This window comes from Hymenobacter tibetensis (assembly GCF_022827545.1).
Taxonomy (GTDB): domain Bacteria; phylum Bacteroidota; class Bacteroidia; order Cytophagales; family Hymenobacteraceae; genus Hymenobacter; species Hymenobacter tibetensis.
Genome location: NZ_CP094669.1, coordinates 5,520,051 through 5,535,786 on the forward strand (window position 1 = coordinate 5,520,051; position 15,736 = coordinate 5,535,786).

The 15,736-nt window shown below is 58.4% G+C and carries 15 protein-coding genes and 1 tRNA gene; 10 read left to right on the forward strand and 6 right to left on the reverse strand.

Annotation, left to right across the window (positions count from 1 at the left end):
* Positions 1-33 precede the first annotated feature (33 nt).
* On the reverse strand, positions 34-546 hold the full coding sequence (locus tag MTX78_RS22330) for a hypothetical protein (protein WP_243798476.1): 513 nt from the start codon (positions 544-546) through the stop codon (positions 34-36).
* Positions 547-1,248: 702 nt separating this feature from the next.
* On the opposite strand from MTX78_RS22330, the gene MTX78_RS22335 reads away from it, so the two are divergent.
* From MTX78_RS22335 to MTX78_RS22365, 7 genes are all read left to right on the forward strand, one after another.
* Positions 1,249-1,503, forward strand: coding sequence for a 4a-hydroxytetrahydrobiopterin dehydratase (locus MTX78_RS22335; RefSeq protein ID WP_243798477.1), 255 nt, complete (start codon positions 1,249-1,251; stop codon positions 1,501-1,503).
* Positions 1,504-1,610: 107 nt separating this feature from the next.
* Positions 1,611-2,327 (forward strand): 16S rRNA (cytidine(1402)-2'-O)-methyltransferase, encoded by a 717-nt coding sequence (rsmI, locus tag MTX78_RS22340; protein ID WP_243798479.1) that lies wholly within the window; start codon positions 1,611-1,613, stop codon positions 2,325-2,327.
* Between the two features lie 7 nt (positions 2,328-2,334).
* Entirely contained in the window at positions 2,335-4,071 is a 1,737-nt protein-coding gene (gene lnt, locus MTX78_RS22345; protein WP_243798480.1) for an apolipoprotein N-acyltransferase, read from the forward strand.
* A gap of 151 nt (positions 4,072-4,222) precedes the next feature.
* Positions 4,223-5,026 (forward strand): inositol monophosphatase family protein, encoded by an 804-nt coding sequence (locus tag MTX78_RS22350; RefSeq protein WP_243798481.1) that lies wholly within the window; start codon positions 4,223-4,225, stop codon positions 5,024-5,026.
* 102 nt (positions 5,027-5,128) lie between these two features.
* Positions 5,129-5,323, forward strand: coding sequence for a FeoB-associated Cys-rich membrane protein (locus MTX78_RS22355; protein WP_243798482.1), 195 nt, complete (start codon positions 5,129-5,131; stop codon positions 5,321-5,323).
* A 121-nt stretch (positions 5,324-5,444) separates the two neighbouring features.
* Positions 5,445-5,792 carry a hypothetical protein gene (locus tag MTX78_RS22360; RefSeq protein ID WP_243798483.1) on the forward strand — a complete coding sequence of 116 codons (348 nt, stop codon included), beginning with the start codon at positions 5,445-5,447 and terminating at the stop codon, positions 5,790-5,792.
* Positions 5,793-5,882: 90 nt separating this feature from the next.
* Positions 5,883-7,175: an erythromycin esterase family protein gene (locus MTX78_RS22365; RefSeq protein ID WP_243798485.1), complete on the forward strand. Its 1,293-nt coding sequence runs from the start codon at positions 5,883-5,885 to the stop codon at positions 7,173-7,175.
* Positions 7,176-7,181: 6 nt separating this feature from the next.
* Here MTX78_RS22365 and MTX78_RS22370 read toward each other — a convergent pair whose 3' ends face one another.
* The 5 genes from MTX78_RS22370 to hemW all read right to left on the reverse strand — a co-directional run bounded on the left by MTX78_RS22370 (position 7,182) and on the right by hemW (position 12,013).
* Positions 7,182-8,090: a mechanosensitive ion channel family protein gene (locus tag MTX78_RS22370; protein ID WP_243798486.1), complete on the reverse strand. Its 909-nt coding sequence runs from the start codon at positions 8,088-8,090 to the stop codon at positions 7,182-7,184.
* Between the two features lie 105 nt (positions 8,091-8,195).
* Positions 8,196-9,218 (reverse strand): SPASM domain-containing protein, encoded by a 1,023-nt coding sequence (locus MTX78_RS22375; RefSeq protein WP_243798488.1) that lies wholly within the window; start codon positions 9,216-9,218, stop codon positions 8,196-8,198.
* 117 nt (positions 9,219-9,335) lie between these two features.
* The gene (locus MTX78_RS22380) at positions 9,336-9,998 is read right to left on the reverse strand and encodes an alpha/beta fold hydrolase (protein WP_243798490.1); all 663 of its coding nucleotides are present in this window, start codon (positions 9,996-9,998) and stop codon (positions 9,336-9,338) included.
* A gap of 221 nt (positions 9,999-10,219) precedes the next feature.
* Positions 10,220-10,708: a hypothetical protein gene (locus MTX78_RS22385; RefSeq protein WP_243798492.1), complete on the reverse strand. Its 489-nt coding sequence runs from the start codon at positions 10,706-10,708 to the stop codon at positions 10,220-10,222.
* Between the two features lie 162 nt (positions 10,709-10,870).
* A complete protein-coding gene (gene hemW / locus MTX78_RS22390; protein ID WP_243798494.1) occupies positions 10,871-12,013 on the reverse strand; it encodes a radical SAM family heme chaperone HemW in 1,143 nt (380 codons plus the stop codon).
* A 138-nt stretch (positions 12,014-12,151) separates the two neighbouring features.
* Here hemW and MTX78_RS22395 point away from each other — a divergent pair, with 138 nt between their 5' ends.
* The 3 genes from MTX78_RS22395 (at position 12,152) to MTX78_RS22405 (ending at position 15,335) form a co-directional block, all read left to right on the forward strand.
* The gene (locus MTX78_RS22395) at positions 12,152-14,086 is read left to right on the forward strand and encodes a BamA/TamA family outer membrane protein (RefSeq protein ID WP_243798495.1); all 1,935 of its coding nucleotides are present in this window, start codon (positions 12,152-12,154) and stop codon (positions 14,084-14,086) included.
* Between the two features lie 155 nt (positions 14,087-14,241).
* A tRNA-Met gene (locus tag MTX78_RS22400) sits at positions 14,242-14,314 on the forward strand.
* A gap of 391 nt (positions 14,315-14,705) precedes the next feature.
* On the forward strand, positions 14,706-15,335 hold the full coding sequence (locus tag MTX78_RS22405) for a YdeI/OmpD-associated family protein (RefSeq protein WP_243798496.1): 630 nt from the start codon (positions 14,706-14,708) through the stop codon (positions 15,333-15,335).
* Positions 15,336-15,736 lie beyond the last annotated feature (401 nt).

Consider the following 15,736-nt stretch of genomic DNA (forward strand, 5'->3'; position numbering starts at 1 on the left):
GATAGCAGAAAGTACACCTGACCAGCTCGCAACCTATTGGTCGATAGCCGTATCCGTGGCGTTAGGGTCTGTGAGGTCGGCGTTGGTGCCCTGGCGGGCCAGCACGTCGTTGTTGGGTTGTGGCTGTTCCATTTGGCCCATGCCTACCCGCGAGTTAGGGTTCTCCATTTCGTCGAGGCCTGTGCGGGCATCATCGGCATCCAGCTCGTCAACTGGGCGGCGCGCCTCGATACGGTCTTCCTCGTCTAGCAGATCAGGGTTGGGCATATCCTCATTGAGTTGCCGGTCGCGGCCCTGGTCGTCGGAAAGCATATTATCGGGGGGCAGCGTGGTGGAATCAGCATTCCGGTTTTCACCAAGGGCGGTGATACCGTTGGCTGTGTCCGTCCCGTAGCCTTCCCGGCCCTCACGGTTGCCGAAGCCGCCGCGGGCATCTTCATTCTTAGGTGGATCACCGCCGGGCGTGATGTGGCCAGCGGCCAGCTCCTGCTCGGTGGTATCGTCGTTGATAACGCGGACGGGGCGGTTCTTGGGGTCGATAGCCATAGGAGTAGTGGAATCTTGATGGGGAGGTAGGAAAGTACTATGTACTGTGGTTTACGAATTTGGGTTTAGGTTTAGCTAGTGCATTTGTGCTGGCGCATGCTCGTTGGGCAGGTCTACTTTCTGCATCAAGCCGCCTCCTGCAACCACTGTCTCGGCTTTCAACACGGTTATCCGCTGCCTTTATGTCTACTGCCTTACCACTTATCCGCTCCGTTGCCTCCTTGCGTCAGCACTTGGATGCTGGCCACCCCATAAAGTACTTGTTTTTCTGGGGCCACACCGGCCAGCCGGGAGGTGCAGTCGGCAAAGAGTGCTTCAGCCAATGGTACCCAGCGGCCTTCACCGTTGATGATGCCACGTTGGCAGTTTGCCAGCGGGCCGCACGTTGCGCAGGTTTACCAAGGAACTTTAACTGCTACTAGCAGCTACTGCTTTACTGCTTATCAGAAGCCTTTTTCGTCAGCAAGAAAGGCTTCTGCGTTTTCACATGGCCGAGAACAAGCGCACGAAAGGATACTGCTGTTTGGTGCGGCGGCAATGTCTCCACCTGTTTGGAGAGAGGCGCGGGACAGCCTGCAAGGGGTGGTAGGATGCCTGTGCTACACGGTTTTGCGTACGTGGTAACTCACGCCCGTCCTCCCTGCTTCAGGCCGGATTTTCCGAGCGAGGACTGGGGCTGGCTACTTCTCAACACTCTCAGTTATGTGGATTGAACACGACAACGCCCTCACGCGCACCTTCCGCTTCCCCGACTTCAACACGGCCTTTGCCTTCATGACCGAGGTAGCCGCGGCAGCCGAGCGCCTAGACCATCATCCGTGGTGGGCCAACGAGTACAGCACCGTGGAATTTCGGCTACGCACGCACGACGCCGGCAACACCGTGACCAAGCGCGACCATCGGCTGGCAGACGCCATTGACGAAGTAGCTGTTCGGCATGGCGCAACCGTGGTTTAGATGGCTACTGATGCCGCACTTTCTAGCAAGGTGCGTACGGGTTTACGAGTTGCTATTCACTGTGTAGCGTCAGCTGATGCTGAGGCGCTACGCCCTACCTTTGCCGTATGTCGGAACCAGCAGCTACTCTTCTTTATCTAGTCCCCACCCCCATCGGCAACCTGGAGGACATCACGCTGCGGGCCATTCGGGTACTTGGCGAGGTGGATACGGTGCTAGCCGAAGACACCCGTACCAGCGGCCGCCTGCTGCAACACTTAGGGTTGAAAAAACCCATGCTCAGCTACCACCTCCACAACGAGCACCAGCAAGTGCAGCGGCTGTTGGAGAGGCTGGAGAAAGGCGAAACCATGGCGCTGGTATCAGATGCGGGCACCCCCGGAATTTCCGACCCCGGCTTTCTGTTGGTGAGAGAATGCCTGGCGCGTGGCATCAAGGTGGAATGCTTGCCGGGCGCAACGGCGTTTGTTCCCGCGTTGCTGAAGTCGGGGTTCGGCGCGGAACGGTTTTCGTTTGAGGGGTTTCTGCCGGTGAAGAAAGGCCGCCAGACCCGCTTGCGCGAACTGGCTCCGGAAACTCGCACCATGATATTTTACGAGTCGCCGCACCGCATTGTCAAGACGCTGGAACAACTGGCGGAGGTGTTGGGGCCGGATCGGCAGGCTTCCGTAAGCCGGGAGCTAACCAAGCTGTTTGAAGAAACCGTGAACGGGACGCTGCTCGAGTTGGCTGCCAACTTTGCGGCTCGTGCCAGCATCAAAGGAGAAATAGTGTTAGTGGTTCAGGGTCAAAAAGATCTTAAAGAAGAGCGTCGTGCTGACTAAACCTTCCGTGTCGGAACTATCTGTGGCGGCCCCAGCAGAGGCCGCTACCTTATCAAGCCGCCAAGTTGCGTGGCAGCCTGCCGTCTTGGCGTTGGTGGGCGCTGTCCTGCTGTGGCTAGGGTGGCCGGTGCACCCGGCTCCGTTGGCGGGGCTGGCGGCCGTGTTGCTGGTAGGCTGGGTGCCGTATCTGCGTATGGAGCAGCTACTGGTAGCACGCGGGGCCAGCGGCTGGAAAGTGTTTCGCTACACCTACCTGCTGCTGGTACTCTGGAACGCCTTTACCACGTGGTGGGTGAGTTTCAGCACCTTGGGCGGCGGTATTGCAGCCGTTGTGCTGAATGCGCTGCTGATGTGCATTCCCACCATGGCCTTCTACCACACCAAGCGCCTAGCCGGCCCGAAGCTCGGGTACCTCTCACTTCCCATCTACTGGATTGCGTTCGAGCAGCTGCATTTGCACTGGGACCTAACCTGGCCGTGGCTTACGCTCGGCAACGGGTTTGCACAGGCCAACTACTGGGTGCAGTGGTACGAGTACACCGGCTTCCTGGGTGGTTCGCTGTGGATATGGGTGGTGAATATTCTGCTGTTCCGCGCTTGGTTTGGCTTCCAATATAGTGCGGCTTCCACTGCTGACCGCCTGAATTCCGCCGTCAACCGGCCCGGCGAAAGGTCTCCTGCGCGGCCGTTGGCGGCGCGGTGGTTGGCACCCATAGTAGCGGTGCTGTTGCCTATCCTTGTCTCCTATTTCATTGGCGCCACGTATCAGGAGAAAGGCGAAACCGCCGAGGTGGTGGTGGTGCAGCCCAACGTAGACCCGTTCCTGGAGAAGTTCAGCAGTAACCCCAACTTTATTCCCTACGACGCCCAGGTGACCCGCCTGCTTACGCTCACCGAACAGCAGCTCACGCCCCAAACCAAGCTCGTACTTTGGCCCGAAACGGCACTTGAGGAAGCCTACTTCGAGCAGAACTTCGAAAGCAACCCCAAGGTGATACGCTTGCGCGGTTGGCTACGTCAGCATCCTGGCGTCGAGCTGATTACGGGTATGACCACCATCAAGATGTATGGCAGTAGCAAGGAAACCGCTACCCCCACGGCCCGCTTCCGCGACGACCTAGGCTACTACGATGTCTTCAATTCGGCGGTGCATTTTACCAATGCTACTGCTCCGGTTACCTTCTACCATAAGTCGCGCCTGGTGCCGGGCGTAGAGAAAGTGCCCGTGGCACTAACCAAGCTTATTGCCAATATTGATTTGGGCGGCACGGTAGGCTCCTATGGCAGTCAGGAACAACGGACTGTATTCAACACGGCTACCCCCGCGCTACGCCTCGCGCCCTCTATCTGCTACGAGTCGGTGTACGGTGATTTCATGGCCGAATACGTGAAGAACGGCGCCACCCTTATCGGCATCATCACCAACGACGGCTGGTGGAGCGACTCACCCGGCCACAAGCAGCACTTTCAGTACGCCACGCTCCGCGCTATTGAAACCCGCCGCGACATTGCCCGCTCCGCCAACACCGGCATTTCGGGCTTCATCAACCAGAAAGGCGAAGTGCTAGAGCGCACCGCGTGGTGGGTGCAAGCCGTCAGCCGCCACACCGTCCACCTCAACCAAGAGCTAACCTTCTACGTGAAGCACGGCGACCTGCTAGGTCCCGCCACGCAGGTGCTGGCGGTGTTGCTGTTGGTGCTGGTGCTGGTGCTGGTGCGGCGATTCAGCAAGAGCGTCGCGTAATGCTCGGCTGCTGGTAGCGGTTTGTCGGGTGGCGTATTATTTTCGGGCCGTTCTTGAAACGTCAAGTCGGGTACTCGTATACCGGTTTGTCTTACCGAACCGCGGTGGTTCACTTACAGCCTAGGCGTTGGCTTGGGCTACATTTCACTTTATGGATTACAACCAACTCAGCTTTCAGCTAGCTGCCGTTACCCGCCACGCGGGCCAATTTATTCGCCAGGAGTCCGCCACCTTCGACCGGGGCCGGGTTGAGACCAAAGGCTTGCACGACTTGGTGTCGTACGTAGACAAGGAAACCGAAAAGCTGCTCGTAGCTGGCCTGCGCGAGTTGCTGCCCGAAGCCGGCTTTATCACCGAAGAAGGCACCGAAGGCGCCGTGCAAGCCGACGAATACAACTGGATTATCGACCCGCTGGACGGCACCACCAACTTCGTGCACGGTCTGCCCTGCTACTCGGTCAGTGTGGCCCTGATGCACCACCAGGAGCTGGTAGCGGGCGTGGTGTACGAAGTGAACCGCGACGAGTGCTTCCGCGCTGCCCTCGGGTCAGGAGCCTTCTGCAATGAAATTCCGATTCAGGTCAGTAGCAGCGCTACGTTGGGCAGCTCTTTAGTAGCCACCGGGTTTCCCTACTCGAAGTTCGGCCAGCTCGAAAACTACTTGCAGATACTGGGCGCCTTCATGCAACGCTCCCACGGTGTCCGCCGCTTCGGCTCCGCGGCCGTTGACTTGGCCTACGTGGCGGCTGGCCGCTTTGAGAGCTTCTTCGAGTTCAACCTCAACTCGTATGACGTAGCCGCTGGTATCTTGCTCGTGCGCGAAGCAGGCGGCCGCGTGACCCAGTTCTTGGAAGAGGGCGACCCTATTTTTGGCCGGGAATTGGTGGCCAGCAACACCCACATCCACCAGGAAATGCAAGACACCATCCGGGAGTTCTGGCACCCAACGGCCTAGCTTTCAGGCAACATTAAAAAGCAGGCAATCTGCTTGTGCGCTAGGAAGTAAAGACCGTGCACAAGCAAACTTTTCCGGGCGCGTCGTAGTTTTGCATGCATTATGTGGATTCAGACACTCATCATTGTTCTGCTCTTTGTCGGGGCGTCCTTTTATGTAGGGCGTATTTTCTGGCGGGCGTTTTTCGATAAATCATCGGCGGGCTGCGCCAAGGGCTGTGGTGGCGCTTGTGGTACCATCGATGTAGACCGGCTGCAACGGACTATTGAGGCCGCCGCTACCCGTAGCACGAAGTAAGTGCGTATTCCGCTTTCCATATTTTTGGCAACCTGCCCCCGTACTGGCTCCGTATAGCCGGTACGGGGGTTTGTTTTAACGCCCTTTTAACCCTTCAGCTTTCCAACCGAACTCTACCATCATGCAAGACAAAGAAGAAGAACGCTCGCTCGTAAAAGTGGAAGAGACCCTCAAAAAGGGTGGGTTTACAGCTGATTTTCGCGTGTCCGAAGGCCGCCTGTTCACCATCAATACCCGCGACGAGCAAACCAAGAGCTACGCCCCCAATGAGGTGGTAATTGTGGACTTCTATCGTTTTGAAGGCGAGAGTGACCCCGATGACATGTCTATCCTGTACGCCCTGGAAACTGCCGACGGTGTGCGTGGCACCATCTCCTCGGCCTATGGCACGTACGGCGATTCTGATGCGCTCGACTTCCTCAAGCAAGTGGAAGACCTAGGCAAAAACCTAACAAAAGGCCACAAGTAAGCGCATCTTACTTCCCGACTACCTGCTCTAAAGTGCGTCCCGACCAGTTCGGGACGCACTTTGCCGTTTCTACCCCACCCAACCTCGACTATGAAAACCAACCTGCCCACCCATCCGTTGCACACCGCCTCCGACCTCGACCCGCTGATGCAAGCCGTCGGGGATGCGCGGATCGTGCTGCTTGGCGAGGCCTCTCACGGCACGGCCGAGTACTACACCTGGCGCACCACCATCTCCAAGCGGTTGATTCAAGAGAAAGGTTTTCACTTTATTGCCGTGGAAGGCGACTGGCCTGGCTGCTTTGAAGTGAATGCGGCCATCAAAAAAGACGAGGTGTTGTACGGTTCGGTGCCGCAGCTGCTACGCACGTTCAACCGCTGGCCGACTTGGATGTGGGGCAACTGGGAAATTGTGGGCTTGGTGGACTGGCTGCACGCGCACAACCGCCAACAGCCCCTGGAGCAACGGGTAGGGTTCTATGGCCTAGACGTGTACAGCCTCTGGGAATCATTGCAAGAGATACTGCAGTACGTGGAAAAGCAAGGCGACGGGGCAGTGCAGGCAGCTCAGCGCGCCTTTCAGTGCTTCGAGCCCTACGGCAACGATCCGCAGGAATACGCCCAAGCCATTGCGTATGTGTCGGAAGACTGCCAAGACGAAGTGAACGACATGCTGCGCGCGCTACGCACCCAAAGCGCCCGGCAACCTGATGGGCTGGCCGATCGGGAATCGAAATTCGCGGCCGACCAGAACGCGCTGGTTGCCGTGAATGCCGAGCGCTACTACCGGGCCATGCTACGGGGTGGCGCGGCCTCTTGGAACGTGCGCGACAACCACATGATGGAAACTCTCACGCGCCTGCTCGACCTACACGGCCCCGACAGCAAAGCCATCATCTGGGAACACAACACCCACGTGGGAGATGCGCGCTACACCGACATGCGCCGCGAAGACATGGTGAATGTGGGCCAGCTAGCACGGGAAGCCTACGGCCGCAAAAACGTGTTCATTGCCGGGTTTGGCTCCTACGAGGGCTCTGTTATTGCGGGCAACAAGTGGGGCGCTACGCCGCAAAAAATAAACGTACCCGCCGCGCCCCGCAACTCGTGGGAGCACCTGCTTCACCAGCAGCTACAGGGCGAGAATGCGCTCCTGCTTTCCCAAGAGCTGCGCGATATTCCTGAGCTGCAACAGCCTATCGGCCACCGGGCCATTGGCGTGGTGTATCGGCCCGAGTTCGAACAGTTTGGCAACTACGTCCCCTCCCTCATCCCCGACCGGTACGATGCCTTTCTGTTCATCGACCAGACCCAGGCCTTGCATCCGCTTCCCACGCCCGCCGACCAGCAAACACCCCCAGATTTATATCCCTCGGGTGAATGAGTGGCGCTACTTCTGCTGTTCGGAGCGCACAGTACTAGCCGCTACTTGCTCCAATGTGCGCGCCGAAACTTCCAGCGTACGGACGGGAAACGGAATAACGATGCCGGCTCGGTCGAAGGCGCGCTTGATACGCATGATGGCCTCGCTCTTAGCTCCCACGTAATCGACCTGCCGATGATAGGGCACCCAAAAGCGGAGCGTAAACGTGACGGCGCTTTCCTCGAAGCCAGTGAACATCACCTCCAGGGGGCGCCCACCGATGAGCTTAGGGAAGTCCTGCATGGCTTCCAGCACCACACTGCGCACCTGGTCTAGGTCGGCATCATAGCTCACGCGGCACTCCACATCCACCCGGCGCTGGGTGCTCACGGTGAAGTTGATGATGGCGTTTTCAAATACCTTTCGGTTGGGCACCCGCACTAGTTCGCCGGTCACCTGCCGCAGGTCCAGGGTGCGCAGGTTGATGCTTTCGATGGTACCGAAGTAGGTGTCGGTCTGGATAACGTCGCCGACGGTGAAGGGTCGTTGGATGGCAATGATGACGCCACTGATGAAGTTGGCGGCAATGTCTTGAAACGCGAAGCCCAGGGCCAAGCCTATTATCCCGACGCCAGCCAGCAGCGAGGTTACCGTTTTTTCCAGGCTCAGCACCTCCAACACGAAGAAGGTACCTAGCAGCAGCACCAGCACATAGGCCACCGTAGCTACCAGGTTGTTGAGGGTAACGCTGTGCGAAACGCGGGGCAGAAACCGGTTGATAAACCGACGCACTAGCCGCGCAGCCACAATAGTAACGGCAAGCACGACTAGCGCAATAAGCAGGTTGGGCAGCAGCAGCACGAACTGCTGCATCCAGCGGCTAAGCTTCTGCGACAACAGGGTGAAGGCTCGTTGAAAGTCAGTTGTTGCAAACATAAAACGCATGTGTCCCGCTCTTACTACGGATACCCAGCCCGCGTAGCCGAGTAAGGCGCCCGCTCAGGCGCGTTCGGGTGCTGGGGTGTACCGTCGCGGGGCTCCTCAGCCCCACACCTTGGTGCCTTGGGTGCAGTTACGACACATTTCTATCTGGTCGCGGCCTTTGAGCAGGGAGGCGCGGAAGCTTTGGTACTTGGGGCCGTGCCAGAGCTGGCGGAAGGATTGGGTTTGCAGGTCACCGAGGCGGTACTCGGCGTCTTTGTCGAAGCAGCAAGGCACCACGAGGCCGTCCCAGGTGATAACGCAGCTGTGCCACATTTTCCAGCAGTGGTTGAGCAGCCGGTTCTTGATTTGCCAGGTGCCGTTGCCGGTGTTCTCGTAGCGCGAGTAGTAGTCGATGGTGGGAATAAGCGGGGAGCCGTTTTGGTAGTCGTAGATCTGGGCGGTTTTAAACCACACATCGTCCACTCCCATCTCGCGGGCTAGTTGACGGGCATCTTCCATCTGGTGCTCGTTGGGCCTAACTACCAGAAACTGAAACACCACCCGGGGCGTGCTGGATTTCAACTCCTTGCGCCACCGGAGCAGGTTGCGGGTGCCTTCCAACACCTTGTCGATTTTGCCACCCACGCGGTACTGCTGGTACACCTCTTGGGTGGTACCGTCCAGCGAAATAATCAACCGGTCCAGCCCGCTTTCCACAGTGCGGCGGGCATTGGTGTCGTTGAGGTAGTGGGCGTTGGTGCTGGTAGCGGTGTAAATGCCCTTGCGGGAAGCATAGTTCACCAAATCCAGGAAGTTGGGGTGCAGATACGGCTCGCCCTGGAAATAGAAAATCAAGTACCACAGCCGCGAGGCCACCTCGTCTATTGTCTTCCGAAACAAGTCGTCGGGCAGCATGCCGGTGGGGCGCGTGAAGGAGCGCAAGCCGCTTGGGCACTCCGGGCAGCGCAGGTTGCAGCTCGTGGTGGGCTCGAACGACAGCGCCACTGGCAGCCCCCAATGCCGTGCTTTGCCGGTTAGCTTGCTCAGCGCGTAGCCGCCTACCACCTGCGTGGAATTCCACACCCGGCGTGGGGTGGCTTTCGACAAGAAATTCAACGCATCAGTGAGCAGGGAGGCCATAGCCCCGCAAAGGTAGACCGCAGAAGCTAACCTAAAGCAGTTTCGTGCTTTCCGCTCCGATGCCCGCCTGAAGCTCTAGGCCGGTAGCCGCGCTGGCTTTCAGCACGTTCTGCTTGCTTAGGCTGCCTCCTCGGCAGCAGCATCAGCGGCCAACTTATTCAGTATCTCGCTGATTTGCTGGGCGTGGCTGTACGCCATGAAGTGCCCGCCGCCCCGAATCAGGTAGTCAACGGGCGTAGGACCGGGCGGAAAAACCCGGTCGTGGGTGCCTAGGATTTGGGTGCTCCGCCCTACGTGGGTACTGTCCCAGTGCAGGAGGCGGTGAATGGCCCAACGGGTGTACACTGGTTCCATATCGCGCAGAATCTGCTTGAACAACTCGTACTCAGACCCATTGCTCACCCCGAAATACAATTGCCCGGCCCTCGGAAACAGCTTAAGCACCTGAGGCGGCACCAACCGGTACACACCCGTAGCCCGAATCAGGCGCAGCAGTGGCGGCAGGCAACTGGCATCCGGAATACTGGAAACAAGCACCGTCCGGAGCCGGGGCCGAATGCGGTTGATTTCCAGCCCCACCACGCCCCCAAACGACACGCCCACTAACAGCCCGGTTTGTTCGAGCGGAATGCTTGCGGCCATACGCGCCGCGTAGTGCGGCAACGACTCATCCGGCTCCGGCGTCAGCCAGAATAAAATCTGCGTTTCGTCGTGCAGCAGGGGCCGCAGATTCAGAAACACCCGCTCGTCGGCCCCCAAACCCGGAATGAGGTAGATCATATGGCTCAGGTGGTGAACTAGTGAAATGGTGAGATGATGCATTTGACGATGTAGCGGCGCGAATGGAGCAGTGGGGGTATGGTACCCCTGCCGTTGAACGGCCTATCTGTACGGAAGTCAGCAACAATAAGGGGAGCGTGATGCCCTCCGGGCAATTCGTGGCACCGCTTCCTTATGGTGCAAGTCGAACATCAAACTCACCATTTCACTAGTTCACCATCTCACGGCTCCACTCGCAGAAAGACGCCTTCCAGGTAGAAGATGTTGTGAGGGGCGCCGGGCGCATATTCATCTTCTTCGGCTTCTTTCTCGGCATCGAGGCCGATGTGGAAGGTTTCGCTCTCGTCTTCCTCATCGTCCAGAACATCGTCGGCGGGGTAGGTGCAGGAGAGCTTGAGCGCCACGTTGGGTAGCTGCACGGGCGGCCGCTCCTCGGTGGTGTACTCCAGCAGGCACGGCCACTCCGTGACGGTGGCCAGCGCTTCGGCCACTTCTTCCTGCAAGGCCGCTGCCCGGGTGTCGGCGAGGCGCAGCAGCAGATCTAAGCTCTGAAACTGCAGGCCCAGATGGAAAAAGTGCGGCTCCTGGTCGAAGAACGTAGTAGCCCAAATGGTCACGTCGTCGGAATTATCGAACACAATGGCCGTGAGTTGGACCTGCTCGATGAAAAAATCGGTGTCGTCGGCCAGGGCATCAATCAATCTTCTCATATCACGAGTTTCAACAGAGTAGGAGCCAACGCCGATGATTCGGCAATCAGCAAACGGCCCGCGGAACAGCAGCAAAACCGCCGCGCCCCGCAAGCCCGATAGGAAAGGAAATTTAACGGATTTAAATCAGCAGCATCTGGTTTGGAGCCCTGAAATCTGTGCTTATTCAGCTTCCTGAAACAGCTCCAACGTTATCTGATCAGCTAGCAGCTTGCCTTTATCTGTGAGAATCAGCACTTCATCGGCACTGAGCGTGGCCCAGCCGTTCTGTTCCAAATACCGCAAATACTCGGCGCGCTGACCAGGCAAATCCACCCCGAGGGCGAGGCGCAGGTGCCGTAGGTCGGTGCCACGGGCGGTACGGAGGCTGGTCATCAGGTACTCGTTGGCTCGGTCGGTGGCGGAAAGCTGCTCTACCGTGGTAGGCACCTCGTGGCGTTCAAGCACAGCCGCTACGTACTGCGGATTATTGGCCAGGGTGTGCTGCCGACTAACGCCGTTGAAAGAATGGGCGCTCGGCCCCACCCCCAGGTAGGGCACCCCGCGCCAGTACGCCGAGTTGTGGCGCGACTCGCGGCCGGGGCGGCAGAAGTTGCTGATTTCGTATTGCTCGTAGCCGTGGCGCGCCAGCTCAGTGAGCAACATCTCGAACTGCCGGGCCACAAACTCGTCGGGTGGCGGCCGGAACGCGCCTTTCTTGAGCTGCCGCCCGAACACTGTGTCCGGCTCCACGGTCAGGGCGTAACAGGAGAGGTGCGGCACTTCCAGCGTAAACACTTGCGCCAAATCCTGCGCCCAAATGCGGTGGTCGGGCGCGGGCACGCCGTAAATCAAGTCCACCGAAATATTCTCGAAGCCGGCTGCCTGTGCCAGTTGCACCGCCGCCGTTGATTCCAGGGCCGAATGCGCGCGGTTCATCAGCCGCAAGTGTGGCTCATGGAAGCTTTGCAACCCAATACTGAGCCGGTTGATGGGCGAAGCCTTTAGCTCCTGCACTTTAGCTGCCGTCAGGTCGTCGGGATTGGCTTCCAGGGTGATTTCAGCATCTGCCGCCACCCGGAAATGCCGATGAATCGCCTCGAAGATGTGGTTGAGTTCCGCGGCCGTCAGCAAGGAAGGGGTGCCCCCACCGAAGTAGATGGTTTCCAGCGTGGCCTGCGGCCCCAGGTAGTCGGCCCGCAAAGCCAGCTCTTGCACCAAAGCATCCACGAAGCGGCTTTTCAGGCCCATGGACGTGCTGAAGTGGAAGTCGCAGTAGTGGCAGGCCTGCTTGCAGAAAGGAATATGAAGGTAAAGGCCAGACAAGGAGCGAAACAAAGAATGGGTACTACAGGAAAGATAGAAGCCGGTTTGCGTAGAGTTTACCACCAGCACAAATGCCGGAAAACCAGGCGGAAGTATCTTTAGGAAATTAAATGCGCGTTTTCGCGTTTGTGTTCCCAAATGTACGCCCGCCTCGTTGTTTTGTGGTTGCTGCTCGGCCTGCTCTACGGGGGCATGAGCAGCGCACGTGCCCAGACTTCGCCGGCGCTCAACCTGAATCTGCCCCCTCGGCTAACGCCGCCGCCCGATTCCATCCGGAAGCGACTGGCACCCCTCGACTCCGGCAAAGTAGCTACGCCGGCCCCGAAGCCAAAGCCGGCCCCGGCTCCCGCGGCGCCCAGCAAGCCGCTCTCTGTCCGGCGCCCCCGAATACTGGTGCTACAAACCGAAACCGCGGACCGGCCCTTGCTGCGGCGTTACCATTTCAAAACCAGTCTCCCCGACTCGCTCGCCGTGTTGCGCGAGGTACGCGCATTGGTACTGTCCCTGCAAGGCGAATCGTATCTGACGGCCTCAGCCGACGAACTGCGCTGGCACCGCGACACCGTGCGGGTGCAGCTGTACGTGGGCGAAAAATTCCGGTGGGCCCGCCTGCGCAACGGCAACCTCGGCGACGGCCTTTTAACCCGGGCCGGCTACCGCGAAAAGCTGTACCGCAATCAGCCGTTTCAACCCCAGGAGTGGAGCCGCCTACAGGAGCGTATTCTGCGCGAAGCTGAAAACCAAGGCTACCCCTTTGCCATGGTCCGGCTGGACTCTGCGCAGCTCCGCGGGGCCGACATTGAAGGCCACGTGTTGCTGGAGCGCGGGCCGCTTATCGTATTCGACTCCTTGCAGATTGTCGGCAACTCCACCATTCGCAAACGGTTTTTAACAAAGTACTTACAACTGTATCCGGGGCAGCCATTCAGCCAGCAGCGGGTGTCAGAAGCGGCCCGGCGCTTGCGCCAGTTGCCTTATTTGCAGCTGAAGGCTGAGCCCGAAATACGCTTCGCCAGGGGCCGGGCGCGGGTGTACTTGCTCCTCGAAGACCGCACGGCCAATCAGTTCGACGCTATTGTGGGGGTGCTGCCCAACCCTACGCCCGGTATTGGGCAGAAACGAGTACAGCTCACCGGCGACGTCACGATAGCGCTGCGCAACATCAAGGGCGGCGGCAAAGGGCTCGGGCTACAGTGGCGAAAAACCGACGCCAATTCCCAACAGCTTGATGCCCAGTATGCGCACCCCACGTTCTTCGGCACGCCGCTGGAACTAGGTGGCACGTTCAACCTCTACCGCCAGTCCGACCCGGTGAATGCCTTCCAGACGCTACGGCCCCGTGTGCAGCTCACCTACCCTACGGCCCGCGCCGGGCGCATCAGCTTCTTCACGGAGTGGCGTAGCTCTCGGCTGTTGGCCGACACCAACTTCGCCAAGCTCACCGTCCTACCCGACAACATCGACACCCACTTCACGTCCTACGGCCTCGAATACACCTGGACCACCCTCGACGACCCGTACTTTCCGCGCAGCGGGGTGCTGGCCAGCGGACAGGGTTCGGTGGGCAGCAAAATCATCAGCAGAAACCCCGAACTCAACGAAACCCTGTATCAGGACTTGCCCCTCCGGACCACCCAAGTGAGTGCGGGCACCCGCCTGGAGCGTTACAGCCGCATCGGCCGAGGCGGCGTGCTGGTTACGCGGCTGCGGGGCGAAGCGCTGTTCAACCAGCGCCTGTTTCTCAACGACTTGTTTCGGGTAGGCGGCCTTTCAACGCTACGGGGATTCAACGAGCTGAATTTTTACGCCAGCCAGTACGTGGTGGGCACCGCCGAGTACCGCCAGTTCACCAGCTCCGACGCCTACCTGTTCGCCTTTATCGACCAGGGCTACTTACGGCGCGACATCCTCACCGACAACAGCACCAATTCGCCTACTGGCCTGGGAGCTGGCTTGAGCTTCCGCACTGGGGCGGGCCAGTTCCAGTTCGTGTACGCCCTGGGCCGCGACAACCAGCAGAAACTGGCGCTGAATGCCGGCAAAATTCACTTCGGCATCACCAGCCGGTTCTAGAAACTAGGCCAGATGCCCGCTCACATGCGGCAGTGCATCTGGGCGCCGCAAAAAAAATAGCCCTGATACTCAGGCTAGAAGCGCACGAATACGCCTATTTTAAGACCAAACGTGACTTTTCTCGAAAAGCCTCGTACATTTGCAGAACCAAACAGTGCGGGGTGGAGCAGTTGGTAGCTCGTTGGGCTCATAACCCAAAGGTCACTGGTTCGAGTCCAGTCCCCGCTACCTAAAAGGGCGTTTCCAATCCGGAGACGCCCTTTTTCTTTTTCTCGCAGAGTGGTTTTCGGTGGAAGTGCCATTGTGAGGTGCACGCCGCCGTTGGGTGAAGCCAAATGAATTTGCAGGCAATACGGTAGCCCAGCCTACCTCGAATCCGGCGGAGTGCTCTTCTTTGACGAGCTTGAAGAGGCTACGGACGCAGCCGCGCGAATTGACCCAGTGGGTATATGTTTTTTTGCGTCGTGGAGGTGGATGCTGACATAGGGCTGTCAGAGAAGAAGACGAACTTTAAAGAATCGAGCGGCAGACACTCTTTCTGCATCTCCCTGCTTTTCAGTTCACGTGGGCGGTACCGCCCGGCCATCCTGGCACGCTTCACTTCAAGACAAGACAGCAAATGACACCGGCAGAACAAGAGCTGGATACTTTTTGCCCAACCAGCCGCCAACACTGGCGCGAGTGGCTACAAGAGCACCACGACAAGAAGCAATCCGTTTGGTTGATCTACTACAAAAAGAAGGCAAACAAGCCGAGCCTGGTGTGGAGCGAAGCCGTGGATGAAGCGCTTTGCTTTGGCTGGATTGACAGCAAAGCAAAGCCAGTGGACGAAGAAAAATACATGCAGTTTTTCTGCCGACGCAAACCCACAAGTGCCTGGTCGAGAATCAACAAGGAAAAAGTCGAGCGGTTGGTGGAGCAGGGCTTGATGACTGCAGCAGGGTTGGCAAAGATTGAAACCGCCAAACAGAATGGTTCCTGGACGATTCTGGACGCCGTGGAAGCCCTGCTACTCCCATCGGACTTAGAACAGGAGCTGCAAAAAAGGCCAAATGCCCAAGCCTACTTTCTAGGCTTAAGCAAAACCGACAAACGAAATATGCTGCAATGGCTGGTTTCAGCCAAACGCCCGGAAACCCGACAAACCCGGCTAACTGAACTGGTAGAACTGGCGGAACAACACCTGAAACCCAAACAATTTCGGGGCTCCAAAACCACTCCTAAAGCAGAATTGCCTGCGGCTCCGTAGGACGAGGGCTTGGCTATGCATTTCGAGCGGCGTCCACTATACCCTTCCCACAAGCCCCAAAAGGACACTAGTGCCTAGTCTGTGCCAACTCACCTACGCGGTTGAGTTGCTGGTTGCGCTGCCGTTGCGAGTCTGCTGTTCGTTCTTTTGAGGAGTGGGCTATTGCGGAGCGTTAGGGCTCGGGAGGGTACTGTATGCAGCAGCCATGAAAACAAATGGCCGCGCCAAACGGATAGGGTGGTGTATGTGTTGCCCGCCATATGCTCCATGCTGGTCTTCAGAGGCCACGGTTTGGTCAACATACACTGTATAGCTCACGTTTACCGGCGTCTCGCCAGAACTGACGATTTGCCTTTCTGAGCCGCCATACTGCTCATGGATGGCTCTTAGTACCTTAGCTG